The organism is Salinisphaera sp., assembly GCF_002729955.1.
Classification (GTDB): Bacteria; Pseudomonadota; Gammaproteobacteria; order Nevskiales; family Salinisphaeraceae; genus Salinisphaera.
The window spans coordinates 29,931-44,839 of the sequence record NZ_PBYA01000004.1; the positions used below are offsets into that span (position 1 = coordinate 29,931).

At 64.6% G+C, this 14,909-nt stretch carries 14 protein-coding genes; 4 read left to right on the forward strand and 10 right to left on the reverse strand.

Annotated features, from left to right (window positions below):
* Positions 1-5: 5 nt before the first annotated feature.
* The 3 genes from ubiB to ubiE are packed head-to-tail and all read right to left on the reverse strand — an operon-like array spanning position 6 to position 3,051.
* Positions 6-1,625 carry a ubiquinone biosynthesis regulatory protein kinase UbiB gene (gene ubiB, locus CMN27_RS00785; RefSeq protein WP_293623492.1) on the reverse strand — a complete coding sequence of 540 codons (1,620 nt, stop codon included), beginning with the start codon at positions 1,623-1,625 and terminating at the stop codon, positions 6-8.
* The gene (locus CMN27_RS00790) at positions 1,625-2,251 is read right to left on the reverse strand and encodes an SCP2 sterol-binding domain-containing protein (RefSeq protein WP_293623493.1); all 627 of its coding nucleotides are present in this window, start codon (positions 2,249-2,251) and stop codon (positions 1,625-1,627) included. Before CMN27_RS00790 ends, ubiB begins: the two co-directional genes overlap by 1 nt.
* Entirely contained in the window at positions 2,248-3,051 is an 804-nt protein-coding gene (gene ubiE, locus CMN27_RS00795; RefSeq protein ID WP_293623494.1) for a bifunctional demethylmenaquinone methyltransferase/2-methoxy-6-polyprenyl-1,4-benzoquinol methylase UbiE, read from the reverse strand. Before ubiE ends, CMN27_RS00790 begins: the two co-directional genes overlap by 4 nt.
* A 130-nt stretch (positions 3,052-3,181) precedes the next feature.
* Here ubiE and CMN27_RS00800 point away from each other — a divergent pair, with 130 nt between their 5' ends.
* Complete coding sequence (locus tag CMN27_RS00800; protein ID WP_293623495.1) at positions 3,182-4,399, forward strand: saccharopine dehydrogenase NADP-binding domain-containing protein; 1,218 nt, start codon at positions 3,182-3,184, stop codon at positions 4,397-4,399.
* A gap of 20 nt (positions 4,400-4,419) precedes the next feature.
* On the opposite strand, the gene CMN27_RS00805 is transcribed toward CMN27_RS00800, so the two are convergent.
* The 6 genes from CMN27_RS00805 to CMN27_RS00830 form a co-directional block, all read right to left on the reverse strand.
* Entirely contained in the window at positions 4,420-6,111 is a 1,692-nt protein-coding gene (locus CMN27_RS00805; RefSeq protein ID WP_293623496.1) for a phosphoethanolamine--lipid A transferase, read from the reverse strand.
* Between the two features lie 114 nt (positions 6,112-6,225).
* Positions 6,226-7,503, reverse strand: a complete 1,278-nt coding sequence (locus CMN27_RS00810; RefSeq protein WP_293623497.1) for a HAMP domain-containing sensor histidine kinase — start codon at positions 7,501-7,503, stop codon at positions 6,226-6,228.
* Positions 7,490-8,170, reverse strand: coding sequence for a response regulator transcription factor (locus CMN27_RS00815; protein ID WP_293623498.1), 681 nt, complete (start codon positions 8,168-8,170; stop codon positions 7,490-7,492). Before CMN27_RS00815 ends, CMN27_RS00810 begins: the two co-directional genes overlap by 14 nt.
* 3 nt (positions 8,171-8,173) lie before the next feature.
* Positions 8,174-9,751, reverse strand: a complete 1,578-nt coding sequence (locus CMN27_RS00820) for a glycosyltransferase family 39 protein (RefSeq protein ID WP_293623499.1) — start codon at positions 9,749-9,751, stop codon at positions 8,174-8,176.
* 1 nt (position 9,752) lies between these two features.
* The gene (locus CMN27_RS00825) at positions 9,753-10,025 is read right to left on the reverse strand and encodes a lipid-A-disaccharide synthase N-terminal domain-containing protein (protein WP_366515378.1); all 273 of its coding nucleotides are present in this window, start codon (positions 10,023-10,025) and stop codon (positions 9,753-9,755) included.
* A gap of 19 nt (positions 10,026-10,044) precedes the next feature.
* Positions 10,045-10,803, reverse strand: a complete 759-nt coding sequence (locus tag CMN27_RS00830; RefSeq protein WP_366515379.1) for a glycosyltransferase family 2 protein — start codon at positions 10,801-10,803, stop codon at positions 10,045-10,047.
* A gap of 235 nt (positions 10,804-11,038) precedes the next feature.
* On the opposite strand from CMN27_RS00830, the gene CMN27_RS00835 reads away from it, so the two are divergent.
* Positions 11,039-11,809: a phosphatase PAP2 family protein gene (locus CMN27_RS00835; RefSeq protein WP_293623502.1), complete on the forward strand. Its 771-nt coding sequence runs from the start codon at positions 11,039-11,041 to the stop codon at positions 11,807-11,809.
* A gap of 42 nt (positions 11,810-11,851) precedes the next feature.
* On the opposite strand, the gene CMN27_RS00840 is transcribed toward CMN27_RS00835, so the two are convergent.
* On the reverse strand, positions 11,852-13,387 hold the full coding sequence (locus CMN27_RS00840) for a right-handed parallel beta-helix repeat-containing protein (RefSeq protein WP_293623503.1): 1,536 nt from the start codon (positions 13,385-13,387) through the stop codon (positions 11,852-11,854).
* A gap of 124 nt (positions 13,388-13,511) precedes the next feature.
* On the opposite strand from CMN27_RS00840, the gene CMN27_RS00845 reads away from it, so the two are divergent.
* Complete coding sequence (locus CMN27_RS00845) at positions 13,512-13,958, forward strand: DUF3465 domain-containing protein (protein ID WP_293623504.1); 447 nt, start codon at positions 13,512-13,514, stop codon at positions 13,956-13,958.
* A gap of 65 nt (positions 13,959-14,023) precedes the next feature.
* The gene (locus CMN27_RS00850; protein ID WP_293623505.1) at positions 14,024-14,899 is read left to right on the forward strand and encodes an alpha/beta hydrolase; all 876 of its coding nucleotides are present in this window, start codon (positions 14,024-14,026) and stop codon (positions 14,897-14,899) included.
* Positions 14,900-14,909: the final 10 nt, after the last annotated feature.

The following is a 14,909-nucleotide window of genomic DNA, read 5'->3' on the forward strand; positions in this document are numbered from 1 at the left end:
GGAAACTAGCCACGCGAGGCCCGCAGCCAGCAGACGAATCCGGCCAAACCGCCGACGATGCCCACCCACAGCGGCACGGGCGGATAGATCACCAGCAGCACGCCGGACACGACCAGCCCCGTGCCGACCACCGTCCAGCGCATGGCCCGGCGCGCGCTGCGCAGCTCGCGGGTGATATCGGTGAGCGCGCGTTCGAGTTCGCGCGCGGCCGGATTGGTGCCTTCGTCAAGACGCTTCATGAGCGTGGGCACGATGCGCGGCAGGCTGTCCATGATCTGCGGCAGCTGGTTTTTCAACCGCTCGCCGGCCACGCGCGGGCTGGCGCGGTGGCGCATCCATTCCTCGAGCACCGGCTTGGCCGTGGCCCAGAGATCGAGCTGCGGATAGAGATCGCGGCCCAGGCCTTCGACGTTGAGCACGGTCTTTTGCAACAGCACCAGCTGCGGCTGAACCTGATAGCGATAGCGGCGCGCGATCTTGAACAGGCGTACCAGAAACAGGCCGAAGGAAATCTCGGCCAGCGGCTTGTTCATGATCGGCTCGGAGACGGTCCGAATCGCGCCTTCGAATTCCTCGATGCTGGTATCGGCCGGCATCCAGCCGGATTCCACGTGCAGCTCGGCGATCTTGCGATAGTCCTGGTTGAAAAACGCCAGGAAGTTTTCGGCCAGATAGCGCTGGTCATCCACGGTCAGCGAACCGACGATGCCGAAGTCCAGGCCCACATAGCGCGGCCGATGCGGTACTTCCGGCTGCACCAGGATATTGCCGGGGTGCATGTCGGCATGGAAGAAGTTGTCGCGAAAGACCTGCTTGAAAAAGATTTCCACGCCGCGCTCGGCGAGCACCTTGAAGTCCACGCCAGCAGCCTTGAGCGTGTCGACATCGTCGATCGGCACGCCCCGCATATGCTCCATCACCAGCACCGTTTCGGTGCTGTAATCGAAATGGATTTCCGGGTGCACGATCAGATCCGAGCCGGCCCAGTTGCGCCCCAGCTGGCTGGCGTTGGCGCCCTCGCGCATGAGATCCAGCTCATCAGTGATGATGCGGTCGTACTCGGCCACGATCTCGACCGGGCGCAGGCGCTTGGCTTCGGGATGAAAACGCGCGGCCAGCCCGGCCAGCCGGTAGAGCACGGCCACGTCGCGTTCGATGCGTTCGTGCACATCGGGGCGCAGCACCTTGACCACCACCGAACGGCCCTCGGCTTCGCCTTCGCGAGCGTGCAGACGTGCCCGATGCACCTGCGCGATCGAGGCCGCGGCCATGGGCTCGGTTTCGAAATACTCGAAGAACTGATCGAGCGAATGGCCATAGGCGGCCTCGATCAGGCGTCGCGCCTCGGCGCCTTCGAAGGGCGGCACCTCGTCCTGAAGCTTGGCCAGTTCCTCGGCCATGCCCTCGGGCAGCAGATCGCGCCGCGTGGACAGCGTCTGGCCGAATTTCACGAACACCGGGCCGAGCTCTTCGAGCGCCAGGCGCAGACGTACGTTCAATGGCTCGTCGAACGCACGCGGCTTGCCCACCAGCCAAGTGGGCGCCGCATCGCCGGCGAGTTCGCCCAGGCCGTACCGCCGTGCCGTACGGATGATTTCCAGCATGCGCCGGCTGCGATCGAACATCAGCGGCTTCCTTCGCTTGCACGCGCCACGCGGGCCGACAGCCGCTCGACGTCGTCACGCAGGGTTTCGATTTCGGTCACGAACTTCTCGTGTTCCCAGGGCCCGATCACGTCGCGCGTTTCCTCGCGCAGATATTCGGCCGTCTGTTCCGGAAATTCACGCGCGGCGCGCGAAAACAGCGCCCGGGCCTGCTTGATGCCCTGGCCGATAAAATAGGCCGGCACCGGCCCCAGCCGTGCATCGATGATATCGGTGAGGTCGAAATCCACGCTGGCGAACAGGTCCGAAAAACGCTGGGCCACGCCCACATCGCCCTCGATACGCAGACCACCACCGGTAATACCTTCACGACCACCGGAAAACAGGATGCGCCCGAAAGCGGTCGACGTGCCGGTCAGGCAAACGTCCGCCTGCGTATCGGGCACGCCGCGCAGCTGCATGCCGTGCGCCTCGGCGATGAACACCAGCCGCAGCTGCAGATCGGAAAAGCGCAGCTCTAGCGAACGTCCGGCCAGATCTTCGCAGCGCGCCAGCGCACGCGGATCGCGGCCCAGATACCGATTGAGTGCGATCTCGGCCGCGCCCAGCGCGGGGGTGGGCAGGCTTCTAAAAGACGAATCCGTCATGGCGCATAGCCGCGGTGCACGGCGACGATGCCGCCGGTGAGATTGTGATAGCCACAGCGCACAAGCCCGGCCGTTTCCATCATCGACTGAAGCGTGCCCTGATCCGGATGCATGCGAATCGATTCCGCCAGATACCGATACGAAGCTTCGTCCTTGGCCACCGTCTTGCCCAGCCAGGGCAGCACGGAAAACGAGTAGATATCGTAGAGCTTGTCCAGACCCGGCACCGCCGGCTTGGAAAACTCCAGCACGATGGCCCGCCCGCCGGGACGGGTCACGCGCTGCATTTCGGCGAGCGCGGCCGGCTTGTCGGTGACGTTGCGCAAGCCGAAGCCGATCGACACGCAGTCGAAGCTGTTGTCGGCAAAGGGCAGTTTCTCGGCGTTGGCCAGGCAGTAATCGATATTTCCAGCCACGCCGCGATCGAGCATGCGCTCGCGGCCGTTGGCGAGCATCGCGCCGTTGATATCGGAGAGCAGTACGCGGCCGCTCGGGCCCACGCGCCGCGCGAAGCCGGCCGCCAGATCGCCGGTGCCCCCGGCCAGGTCCAGCACCCGTTCGCCTTCGCGCACGGCGGCCAGCTCCAGAGTGAAACGCTTCCAGGCCCGATGAATACCCATGGACATCAGGTCGTTCATCAGATCGTAGTTGTCGGCCACGGAATCGAACACCGCGCCCACGCGGCCCTGTTTTTCGCCGCGGGCGACGCGTTCATAGCCGAAGTCGATCGTATCGTCATCGGCAGCGGCGTTATCCGCGCTGCGCGCAGCGCGATCGGAGGAGTCGTCTTGAGAGACCATGGCGGACCCTGGATTGAGGCTGCGGCAAGCTTACGCGAGGCACGGCAGACGGCCAAGCGACGCCTGACATGACAGGTAATGCAGGTTGTCTAGTAGATTAGCGCGATCTGTTCAAACGGTTGCCTCAGCTATGGATACGCCTGCTTTCGATATCGTGGTTTTCGGTGCGACGAGCTTCGTCGGCCAGCTGACCTGTCGCTACCTGGCCGAGCGCTACGGCGACGACGGCGAGGTGCGCTGGGCGATGGCCGGGCGCTCCAAGGCCAAGCTCGGCCAGGTGCGTAGCGAAATCGGCAACCCGGAAGTGGCCATGATCGTCGCCGACGCCAACGATGCGGATTCGCTGGCGGCGATGTGTGCCCAGACCCGCGTGGTCATTTCCACCGTGGGCCCCTACGCGCTCTACGGCGAAACCCTTGTGGCCACCTGTGCCGACAGCGGCACCGACTACTGCGACCTGACCGGCGAGGTGCACTGGATCGCGGCCATGCTCGATAAATATGAACAGCGCGCCCAGGCCAGCGGCGCACGCATCGTCAACTGCTGCGGCTTCGACTCCCTGCCGTCGGATCTAGGCGTGCATTTTCTGCAACGCCACGCCCGCGAGCGCTTCGGCGCGCCCTGCACACGGGTGAAGCTGCGGGTGAAGGCCATGCGCGGCACCTTCTCGGGCGGCACCGTGGCCAGTCTGGTGAACTTCGCCAAGGAAGTGCGGGCCAACCCGGCATTGCGCAAACAGCTGGCCAACCCGTATTCGATCTGCCCCGAAGGCTATCGGCCCGAGGTACGCCAGCCCAACCCCAAGGGTGCATCGTTCGACCCGGATGCCGACAGCTGGATCGCGCCGTTCATCATGGCCAGCTGCAACACCCGCGTGGTTCAGCGCAGCAACGCCCTGTCGGGCCAGGCCTACGGCGCCGAGTTCAAGTACGACGAGGCGATGATGACCGGGCGTGGCACCAAGGGCCGGCTCAACGCCTACGGCCTGGCTGCGGGCCTGGGCGGTTTTCTCGTCGGCGTGGCGATCAAGCCCACGCGTGCGCTGCTGCAACGCTTCGTACTGCCCGAGCCGGGCGAAGGCCCGAGCCCGAGCGCGCAGGAGAAAGGCTTTTACGACATGCGTCTGTTCGGCACCACCGCGGCCGGCGAAAAACTCAAGGCCAAGGTGGTGGGCGACCGCGACCCCGGCTATGGCTCGACCTCCAAGATGCTCTCCGAGGCGGCGATCTGCCTGAGCCAGCGTGGCGAAACCGAAGGCGGCTTCTGGACCCCGGCCACCCTGCTGGGCGATGCCCTGATCGATCGTCTGCACGAACGCGCGGGCGTGACCTTCGAACTCGTCGACTAACCCGCCGGGCGGCCGTGGGTTCAGCCATGCGCGGGCTGTCGATTTTCGCCAACCGGCGGCCGGCAGGGGCGAAAGATATCCTCTTGCGGCCGATAAACCTGCGTCTGTACGGAAAACAGCCCGAGCACCGTATCGAAGAGGTTGTCCTGGGAATAATCGTTGTCTTCGAGCCCGGCCAGGCAGCCGGCCGGCAGACCAAAGCCGGGCGACAACCACGCCAGCGCCGGCACGTGGGTCTGATACGAAGGCGCCAGCGCATAGGGAAAGCCGTGCAGATACAGACCCTCCTCGCCCAGCGATTCGCCATGATCGGATACATAGAACAGGGCCGTGGCATCGTTGCGCTGTCGGGCATCGCGCGCCAATAACGCAATCGCGTCGTCGAGGACCGCATCGGTGTAGAGAATGCTGTTGTCGTAGGCGTTCACGATCGCCTGGCGATCACAGTCCTGAGGCTGGTTGCTCTCACAGACAGGCCTGAACCGGGCGAAGCGCTGAGGATAGCGTTTGTAGTATTCCGGGCCGTGGCTGCCTTTTTGATGCAGCACCACGAGCAGGTCGCCTTGCGTTGCCGCGATACGTTCGTTGAGACCGCGCAGCAGGATTTCATCGAAGCATTCTTCGTCGTTGCACAGTGCCGGATCGTCGGCATGGGACAGATCTTCGCTGGGCACGCGGGCACAAACGCCCTTGCAGCCCGAGTTGTTGTCGCGCCAGAGCACGCTCACGCCGGCATGGGCGAGCACGTCGAGCAGGCCCTCGGTATAACGCGCCTCGCCGGCGTCGTAGTCATGACGATTTTGGCGCGAAAACATGCAGGGCACCGAAACCGAGGTGGAGGTGCCACAGGAACTGAAACGCGTGAAATTGACCAGATCGCGCCTGGCCAGCCGCGGGTTGGTCGGTCGAGCATAGCCGTCGAGGGAGAAGTTGGCGGCCCGGGCGGTCTCGCCCACCACCACGATCACCACCCGTCGCGGCGTGCCGGCCGGGCTCGGGCGCCGGGCATCGACCCCCAGCGATTCGATGGGTCGATTGGCTGCCTCGGCGGTCTGGGTGAAGGCTTCGACGGCGGCATACAGCGGGTAGCTGGGATTGACCAGATAGCGCAGTTCCCGGTTCTGGCGCAGCACGAGCGCGAAATCCTTGTAATGGCTGTACACACTCACCCCCAGCACGGCAATGGCCAGGATCGCGGTGAGCAGGCGCAGCCCCGCCTCGCGCCAGAACGATCGATAGCGCACCTGCCAGATACAGACCACGACTGCCGGCAGGATGCCGGTCAGCAACAGATGCGACACGAGCCCCGGGCTCAGCAGCCCCGAGGCTTCGCCGCGATCGGTTTCCAGCAGGTTGTGGATCATCGTGTCGTCGATGACCACGCCGTAGGTGCTCATGAAATAACTGGCGGCCGAGCCCACCAGCAGCAGCGTGACCAGCGCCGGCTTGAACACATAGCGCAGGCCGAACAACGAAATCAGCAATACGAAAAATGCGACCATGGCGGCCGCGAGCGCCAGTCCGAAACCCAGGTTGCGCGCCACGCCGATGTCGGCTTCGGCGATCACCGTCTTCCAGAACACGGTATTGAGAAATACGGCAATGAATACCGCGGCCGCCAGGGTCAGTCCCGGGACGCTGCTGGTCGGGCGCGGCAGCCCTTGCAGCCATGCGCCGAATTGTCTTGCATAACGAACAGACCCAGACACCATGGCAACGCTCGTAGACGATGAATTTCGCCGTCGAGCATGGGCTGCTCCATGTGTGCCACGGATCGCGCTGGCGTTGTTATTTCGTTATCTCGGCGCCCGGGTTCACCACCGCTTTCAAGCACCGAAACGAAGCATGAACTCGGTGCCTGCGCCGACGCTGCTCTCCACTTCGACCCGCCAGCCGAAGCGTTCGCTGATGCGTTTGACCAGATACAGTCCCAGGCCCTGGCCGCGGCTGTGCTCGCCCTTGAAACGGCGGTCGAACAGACGCGACAGGGCGGCCGGGGCGATGCCTGCCCCATGATCGCGAATGCTCAGCCCCGTGGCGTCGAGGCGCACATCGATATGCGAGCCGTTGCCATGCTCGATGGCATTGCGAAGCAGGTTGTTCACCACCGACAGCACCATGCTCGCCGGCGCATTCACATGGACTTCGGTTTCGGCCTCGAACGCGATCGCGCCCGCCCTCTGCGCCGAAAAAATATGCCCCTGCATGGCAATGGCTTCGCGCACGACCGGGCTGACCGGCGTATCGAACACCTCGCTGCCCTGCTCGCGCGCGAACAGCAGCAGCGCCTCGATGAGCTCGTGCATGCGCGCGGCCGCGGCCCGCGCCCGTGCAAGACGCCGCTGCGACTTGGCCGACAGATCCTGGTCTTCCACGATCAGATCCAGCGAGCTGATCACCGTCGCCAACGGCGTGCGCAGCTCATGGCTGGCATCTTCGGTGAAGGCCTGTTCGCGGGCGACGAAGGCATCAAAACGATCCAGCACGCCGTCGAAGGCCTCGACGATGATATTGAGCTGGCGATCGCCGGTGGCCGGGGTCAGATCCGGGCGCTGCTCACCCGGCACGATCGCGCCCACGCGATGAGCCAGCCGCCGCACCGGACGCATGACCACATGCGATAGCCACAGGGCCACCAGTACGGCCAGAAACATCGCCCCCAGACCGGCGATCCAGGCCACGCCGATCAATTCCTTCTCCAGGCGTTCTTCGGGCGTGAGATCGAGCAGTACATACAGGCTGTGGTCGCCGATGTCGCGGCGGGTTGCCTGGTATTCGTAAGCCGCGCCCGGCAGCCAGACCTCGTGCGACTGGCCGCTGGCAATCGACTTCACGCTCTCCGGCAGGCCGTCGGTTTCGCCCCTGGGCACGACGTATGTTTCGAGGTTCGGCCCGAGCAGATCCAGCAGCTGCGGGTCGCGTCGATACAGTGCATCCACCCGGTCCAGCTCTCGCGCGAGCTGGCCGTGGGTCATGTCGTGTTCGAGCACTTCCAGAAACGACGATACGGCATAGATCATGCCGCCCAGCACCACCAGCACGGGCACCAGGGTGGCGAGAAGAATGCGCGGCCGCAGCCCGGGCCGGAAACTAAAGCTTGTCATCGTCGGCGAGCCGATAGCCGATGCCGTGCACGGTCTTGAGCAGCTTCTGCGGAAACGGTTTGTCGATGATGGCCCGCAACTGATGGATATGCCCGCGCAGCGCCGCCTCGCTATCGGGCGGGTCGTCGCCCCAGACTACGCGCTCGACGGTGGCCGTACGCACCACCGCCGGCGATGCCCGCATGAGCAGCTCGAGCATGCGCATGCCGGTGGGCGTGAGTTCCAGGCGTCGGCCGGCGCGGCGCACGATCAGGCTGCGCGTATCGAACACCAGATCGGCCACGCTCAGCTGCTCGCTGGCGCCGGCGGCGCGCCGTACCAGCGCCTTGAGCCGCATATGCAGTTCCGGCAACGAAAAAGGCTTGGTGACATAGTCATCCGCCCCGGTCTCGAAGCCGGTCAGGCGGTCGTCGAGCGTATCCCGGGCCGTGAGCATGAGAATGGGCACGTTGTTGCCGGCATCCAGACGCAGGCGCTCACACAGCGACAGACCATCCAGCCCAGGCAGGCTCAGATCCAGAACCAGAACATCGTAGCGATTGACCGCCGCCAGATGCAGCCCGGTGAGCCCGTCCGCGGCATAGTCGACGATATCGCCGCGCTCCTCGCAATATTCGCCGATATTGGCGGCCAGATCGTCGCTGTCTTCAACAATTAGGATATACACGCTTCAACTCCCCGCGTTCGTTACGGCCGAACAGCCGCCGCCGGCCGCTATCCAGCTCGCCTGGAACTCCGAATCGCGGGCGTCGAGCACTGCGTCGAGCGCCATACGTCGGGCGAGTTCGGCGCGCCGTGATTGCGGATAGACGAGTACAACCCGGCGGCGTTGGCTGCCGATCCAGTCGCAGACCGCATCCAGCGCCTCGAAACCGCGTGCGGGCCGGCCCAGATAATAGGAATAATGCGCGGCATCGATATCCCACACCACGACCGGCGTGTCGGAATCGATCACACGGGCCAGATCCCGGGTGAAGGCGAGCTCCTCGTAACGCTGGCTACTCCACAGTTTCGGCACGGCCCCACCTTGAAACAGGCCGATCGCAAACGCGATGGCGATCAAACCCGCGCTGCGAGCCGTTCGTTGCTGCCACAGCGCACGGCCGGCAGCGACCAGCGCAACAAGTGCGACCAGCACGCTCGCCAGACCTGCCGGACCCCTCTGGTAGAGCAGCCAGCCCAGGCCCGCGACGACCACCACGAACACCAACGCCAGGGCCGGCCGGGCCCACGGCTGGCGAACGAGCGCTGCCGCGACTACCACCGTCGCCGGCGCCAGCCAGGGCAGCATATAGATTTCACGATATTGCGGGCCGAGCGTGAAGACCACCATGGCAAAAAGCACGCCGAAGGCCAGCAGCCCGGTGGCGCCCCGTCGGTCGTGCCATATCTGCAGGCCCGCCACCGGCAGAAGCAGCGTCCATGGCAGCCAGAGCAACGGCGTGCGCAGGAAATAGAACGGCGAGAAGACGCGCGTGATATCCACGCTCAACAACGCGCCGGAGACCTGCGAATCGGCCAGCGTAGTGGCGCCAATCGCCGCGCGCAGCAGCACATACCAGGGCACGACGATAGCGGCCACGATCGCCAGGCCCGCTAACACGTGCAGCCGCTGCCATACGGCGCGCCAGCCGCTGCCGACAAGTCCGTCGTACACGACGGCGCCGCCGAGCATGATGGCCGGCGCCTGTGGCCCCTTGGTCAGGGTCGCCAGCGCGAACAGTCCCCACATGGCCCAGGCCCGGTAGCGCGCGGCGTACGGTGGCACCTGACGCAGGCCAAGCCAGACCGCCAGGACCGCTGTTGTCCAGAACGCATAGAGCATGTCCGGCCGCGCGTTGTGGCCATATTTGAAGGCCGAAAACGACGCCACGCAGAGCAACCCGGCCAGCCAGCCCGTGCGGCTATCGAAAAGCCGCGTGCCGATCCAGGCAGCGAGCAGCGCGATCCCCACGAGTGCGAGCACCGAAGGCAGGCGCGCCACCGCCGGGCCTACCTGCGTATGCCCGCGTGCCGCCGCTGCGCCGGCCACCAGCCAGTAGCTCAACGGCGGCTTGGTCAAGCGATATTCGCCGTTAAGTCGTGGCACCAGCCAGTCGCCGCTTTCGAGCATGTTCTCGGCGGTCTGGGCCACATAGATCTCATGGCTTTCCAGCGGAATGTCGTTCATGCCGCGGCCGGCGGTGGCGAGTCCGAGCACGCTGATGAGTAGCACCGCCAGCAGCGTTTCCAAGCGCGACCGCTGCATATCAGCCCTCGGCCGATACAGGCTGCGACTGCGCATGGCGAATCAGAAACAGGTTGCGGGCATAGATGAACACGCCCGTACTCTGGCCGAGAATGAACACTGGATCGGCCCGATAGACCGCATAGCCAAGCAAGGTGATGCCGCCGGCGATACTCAGATACCAGAACGCCACCGGTACATGACTTGCCCGGCGGCGCTCGCTGGCAATCCACTGGACGATAAAACGCGCCGAGAACAACGCCTGGCCCACCAGACCGAGCCCGATCCAGACCATATCCTGCGTCTGCAGCCCATCAAACACGGGATTCCTCGGCTTCGAAGCGGCAGGCACGTCGTTGCAGCCACAGCACGCCGACCAGGTCCACCAGGCCAACCCAGAGACGATTGCGCACCCCGTACTTGGAGCGCCCCGACCGACGCGGGCGATGCGAAACGGCGATGCTGACCACCTCGCCGCCGGCACGAACGAACAGCGCCGGCAGAAAACGATGCATGTGATCGAAAGCGGGCAGGCCAAGAAAATCGTCGCGTGCGAACACCTTCAGGCCACAGCCGGTATCGGGACAGCCATCGCCCAGCAACACGTTGCGCAGGCGATTGGCAAAGCGTGACGACAACCGCCGCAGAACGCTGTCGCTGCGCGCCCGGCGCCAGCCCATCACCAGCAGAGGGCGATTGGCGCAGCCGGCGTGATAGGCCTGCAACAACCTCGGAATATCCTGCGGCGGGTTCTGACCATCGCCGTCCAGCGTGGCAATCAGTGGCGCACGCGCGGCACGCACGCCGTTGACGATGGCCGCGCTCTGGCCGCGGTTACGCCCGAGGCTGAGGATGCGCAAAGCGGGCAGGCGCGCGGCCACGCGCTCGAGCACCCGTGCGGTGGCATCGGTGGAGCCATCATCCACCGCAATTAGTTCATAGTCGCCCACACCGGCGAGCACAGACTCGATCTCTTCGATGAGCGCAACGACGTTGCCCTGTTCGTTGTGAAAAGGAATGACCACGGCCAGTCCGGGCCGCTGCGTACAACGCGTGTCCGCATCGGCAGCCATCGGTTCACTCGACACGGCGAAATCGCCCACGGGATGCATTGCGCGTCCTGCTTGCAGGGGTAAGGCTCACGATTATCGATACGCGCGATAACCGCGCTGTTAGCCAGGCGTTTGTTTTTCGTTTGTCGCTGTCCGCGCCGGGATGGACACACGAATTTTCGACGCGACGCCGACCCGGCACGAACGCCGCTGCGCCCAGGCTCGCGCTTTGCTCATGCCTCGCGCCCCACCCGCCATGACATCCCTTCACCTGCCCTATATTCGCCGTCTCATGCCAACGTTCAACAAGCCGCTGCTCATCCACCCCGCTCTGATCCTGATCGCCGGGCTGGTCGTGACCCGCGGTTTCGCCATCGACCGGCTCTGGGCCGACGCGCTCTACCGGCTGGAAGGCGGCCACTGGGCCCTGCGCAATGCCTGGTTCACCGCACGATTGCTGCATGAATACGGGCAGCGTTTTTCGATCGTCTGGGGCGTGGGGCTGCTGGCATTCACTGCCTTGAGCCTGTGCCTTTCGCGGTTGCGGTCTTGGCGGCGCAGCCTGGTATGCCTGTGTGCCTCGGTGCTTTCGAGTCTGCTGCTGGTATCGCTGAGCAAACACTGGCTCGCGTTACCCTGCCCCTGGGATTTGCAACGATACGGCGGCGACCTGCTCGGCCACGCCTATGCGCTGTATCCCGGCGAAGTGGGCGGCTGCTTTCCAGCCGGCCATGCGGCGGGCGGCTATTGTCTGGTCGGCCTGTATTTTCTGGCCCGCGACCAGCACCTGCAGCGGCCCTGGCTATGGCTACTGCCGGCGGCCTTCATCGGGCCGGTCTACGGCCTCGCCCAGCAGCTGCGCGGTGCGCATTTTCTCTCCCACGATCTGGTCAGCGCCGCGCTGTGCTGGTTCGTGAGCTATGCGGTATTCGCGCTTGCCGGCGCGGGCCGGAAAAACGCATGGCCTGCCCATGCGACACACCCGGCACCATCTGTCGCGATGGAAACCAAGCGCTTGAGCGAATGACGTCCAGCACGGCTGGCAGCGACTGTCCCCTGAAGCCGGCGCTCAATGATATTCGTAGGCGCCGAAATCGGTGGCAGTCGCGCGGGCCGAGACATAGCCCGTATCGCGCAACGCGCTTTCGCCCTGGCCGCGTGGAACGACGCGCGGAGCGGTCTGCTGGCGCCGGGCGAAATCCGGCACGAAGCGCGCCGAGGCGATACGCGGATTGCCGAACAGGGAGGCACGGTCGTTACCCGATACCCGTGCATAGCCGCCCATGTCGTCGTAGTGCTTGCCCTGCCATTGCCACTGGCCGGCATAGCGCCCGGCTTCGGTATAGAACAGGTTGCGGTCGCTGGTCAGCGGCTCTGTGGTGGAGTCGACGTAGTAGTTGATGAACACCGCCTGCTCGTTGGCATAGACGATGTTGTTTTCGAAGACGTTGTCGCGGGCGTTGTACTGAATCACGACTTCGCCGCCCCAGCTCATGGCGGTATCGTTCTTGTAGAACGTGTTGTGCACGATGCGGCAGTCCACGGTGCCGCCCACGTCCGGCGCATAGCCGCCGATCGACAGGCCGACGCTGTGGTTGTTGTAGATGAGGTTGTTGCGCACCAGCACGTCGCTCGTGGCCCGGCCGGCGTGTTCGCTGGCCAGCTCGATGCCGATATCGCTCGCGAACACGCGGTTGCGCTCGATCACGATGTTGTGGCCACCGTCCACATAGATGCCGCCCGCGGCCATTTCGCCGTCCGGGTAGGCGCTGTTGGCGGCCGAGGTGATGTTGTAGACGATGTTGTCGGCAATCACGCCGTTGCGGGCAATATCCACTGTCGGATCGCGAGCCATGCCTTCATGGCCGATCACGTCGATGCCGATATTGTTGTTGTCGTGTACCGAGTTGCCGACGATCTCGAAGTCGGTCACGTTGCCGTTGATGGAAATGGACTCGCTGCAGCCGGTTTTCAGGTGTGACACCTCGTTGCCAGCAATACGGATATCGCGCAGCGGCGCATCCGAGCGCCGGCCGTAAACGGCAATGCCCAGCGCGTTGCCGTCGCAGCCGGCCTTGCGGGTTTCGATGGCGCTGATGCGGTTGTCGATCAGCTCGATATTCTCGCCCGCACCGGTCACGAATATGCCCATTGGCACCGATTCGTCGTCGGAGTGAAAGCGAGTGAGATGCAGGCCCTGGATACGCACGTGGCTGCGGTCGGCAATGGTCACCAGCCCCTGTTCGCCGTGGTTCACATGCAGGCCCGTACCGTCGATCACCGCCGTTTCGAACGGATAGTTGCGCAGCGTGATCATGCCGTGGCCACGCGAGCCCGAATGCGGCATGTGGACCGCCTCGTTGTAACGGCCCTCACGTAGATAGACGGTATCGCCCGGATGAGCATGACGCAGCGCAAAGCCGATGCTGCGCCAGGGCGCCTCGCGGCTGCCCGGCCCGCTGTTGCTGCCGTCGGGGGCGACGTAATATTCCGCCGCGTGACTGGCCGCAGTAATACACAGGCAGAGCAGGCCGGCGGCGATTGTCTTCAACGCCAGCCGCATCAGGCCGGATGCCCCGAAATTGTCGACGAAGTGGCGCTGCATGGCATAGGCATCCTATGGTGAAGAAAACGACGCACCACTTCATCCGAATGCCGGAATCCGTGGCGGCGTCGTTGTTCCTATCGACCGGTTCGCGCCGCGCTTTACCTTCAACCCCCAGGGCCCCATGAAGCGTCTACTGCTGCCGATTGTCATTGCGCTCGTGCTCATCGTAGGCGGCGAACGCCTGCTCGACCCGGGTGCGCCCGCACCGGCGCCGGCGCCCGAAAACGCCTCCCGAGCACCGGATGCCATCGCCCGCGCTTATCGCGACCGGGCCCATGACGTAGCCGTCTCGGGCACAGGCGAAGTACAGGCCGTGCTCGCCGACGATACCCGGGGCAGCCGGCACCAGCGTTTCATCCTGCGTCTGGCGAGTGGGCAGACCATACTGATCGCGCACAACATCGATATCGCACCGCGTTTGCCGCGCCTGGCAACCGGGGAGCACGTGCGCTTCAAGGGTGTTTATGAATTCAACGACAAAGGCGGCGTCGTGCACTGGACCCACCATGACCCGCAGGCCCGCCACGAGGGCGGTTGGCTGGAATATCGCGGCCAGCGCTACGAGTGAATGCTGTAACCGGCTGACCGGCATCGCGTAAGCTCGCAGGTCAATCAGTATAAAAAGGATGCGAGATGGCAGAGAGCCAAACCCGGATGATCGAAACCGAACGCGGTCGGTTCAACGTCCGCCTTGCCGGCCCCGAGTCGGGCCCGGCGATCGTGATGGTGCACGGCTGGCCGGAAAGCAGCTATTGCTGGCAGGGCGTGGCCGAACACCTGGCCGACGACTATCGGTTGATCATGCCGGACCTGCGCGGGCTCGGCGATTCCGAACGCACCCTCGACAACGCCGCCTATACCAAACAGGCGCTGGCCGCCGATATGCTTGGCCTGCTCGACAGCCTGGGCGTGAACACCTTCAACCTCGCCGGCCACGACTGGGGCGGGGCAGTGGCCCAGGAGATGGCACTGGCTGCGCCCGAGCGGGTGCGCCGGCTGGTAATCCTCAATATTCCGGTCATTACCAACACACGCGGCAACGCCGCGGCGCAGGCACAGCTGCGCAAGGCCGGTGGGCGCTCGTTCTGGTATCAGTTCTTTCAGGCCGAACCCAACCTGCCCGAGGCGATGATTCCGGGCAACGAAAAAGCCTGGCTGGGCCACTTCCTCAAGACCTGGTCGCTTGAAACCTTCCCCGAGGACGCATTCGAGGAATACGTGCGCTGCTATGCCATTGAGCATACGCCGGCCACGGGGGCGGCCTACTATCGCTGCTACAAACCGGATATGGCGCGTTGGGCCGAGATTGCAGGCCGGCGCTTCGCCATGCCGGGACTTTATATCTATGGCCAGCACGACCCGGTGATCATCGAACCCTATACCCACCATCTGGACGATGTATTCGACGATATCCGCCTGGAAAAGCTCGATGCCGCCCATTTCGTACAGGAAGAGCGCCCGCGCGAGGTCGCCGCGCTGATTGCCGAATTCGTGGGCCTGCAGGGCTAGGAAACCGCCT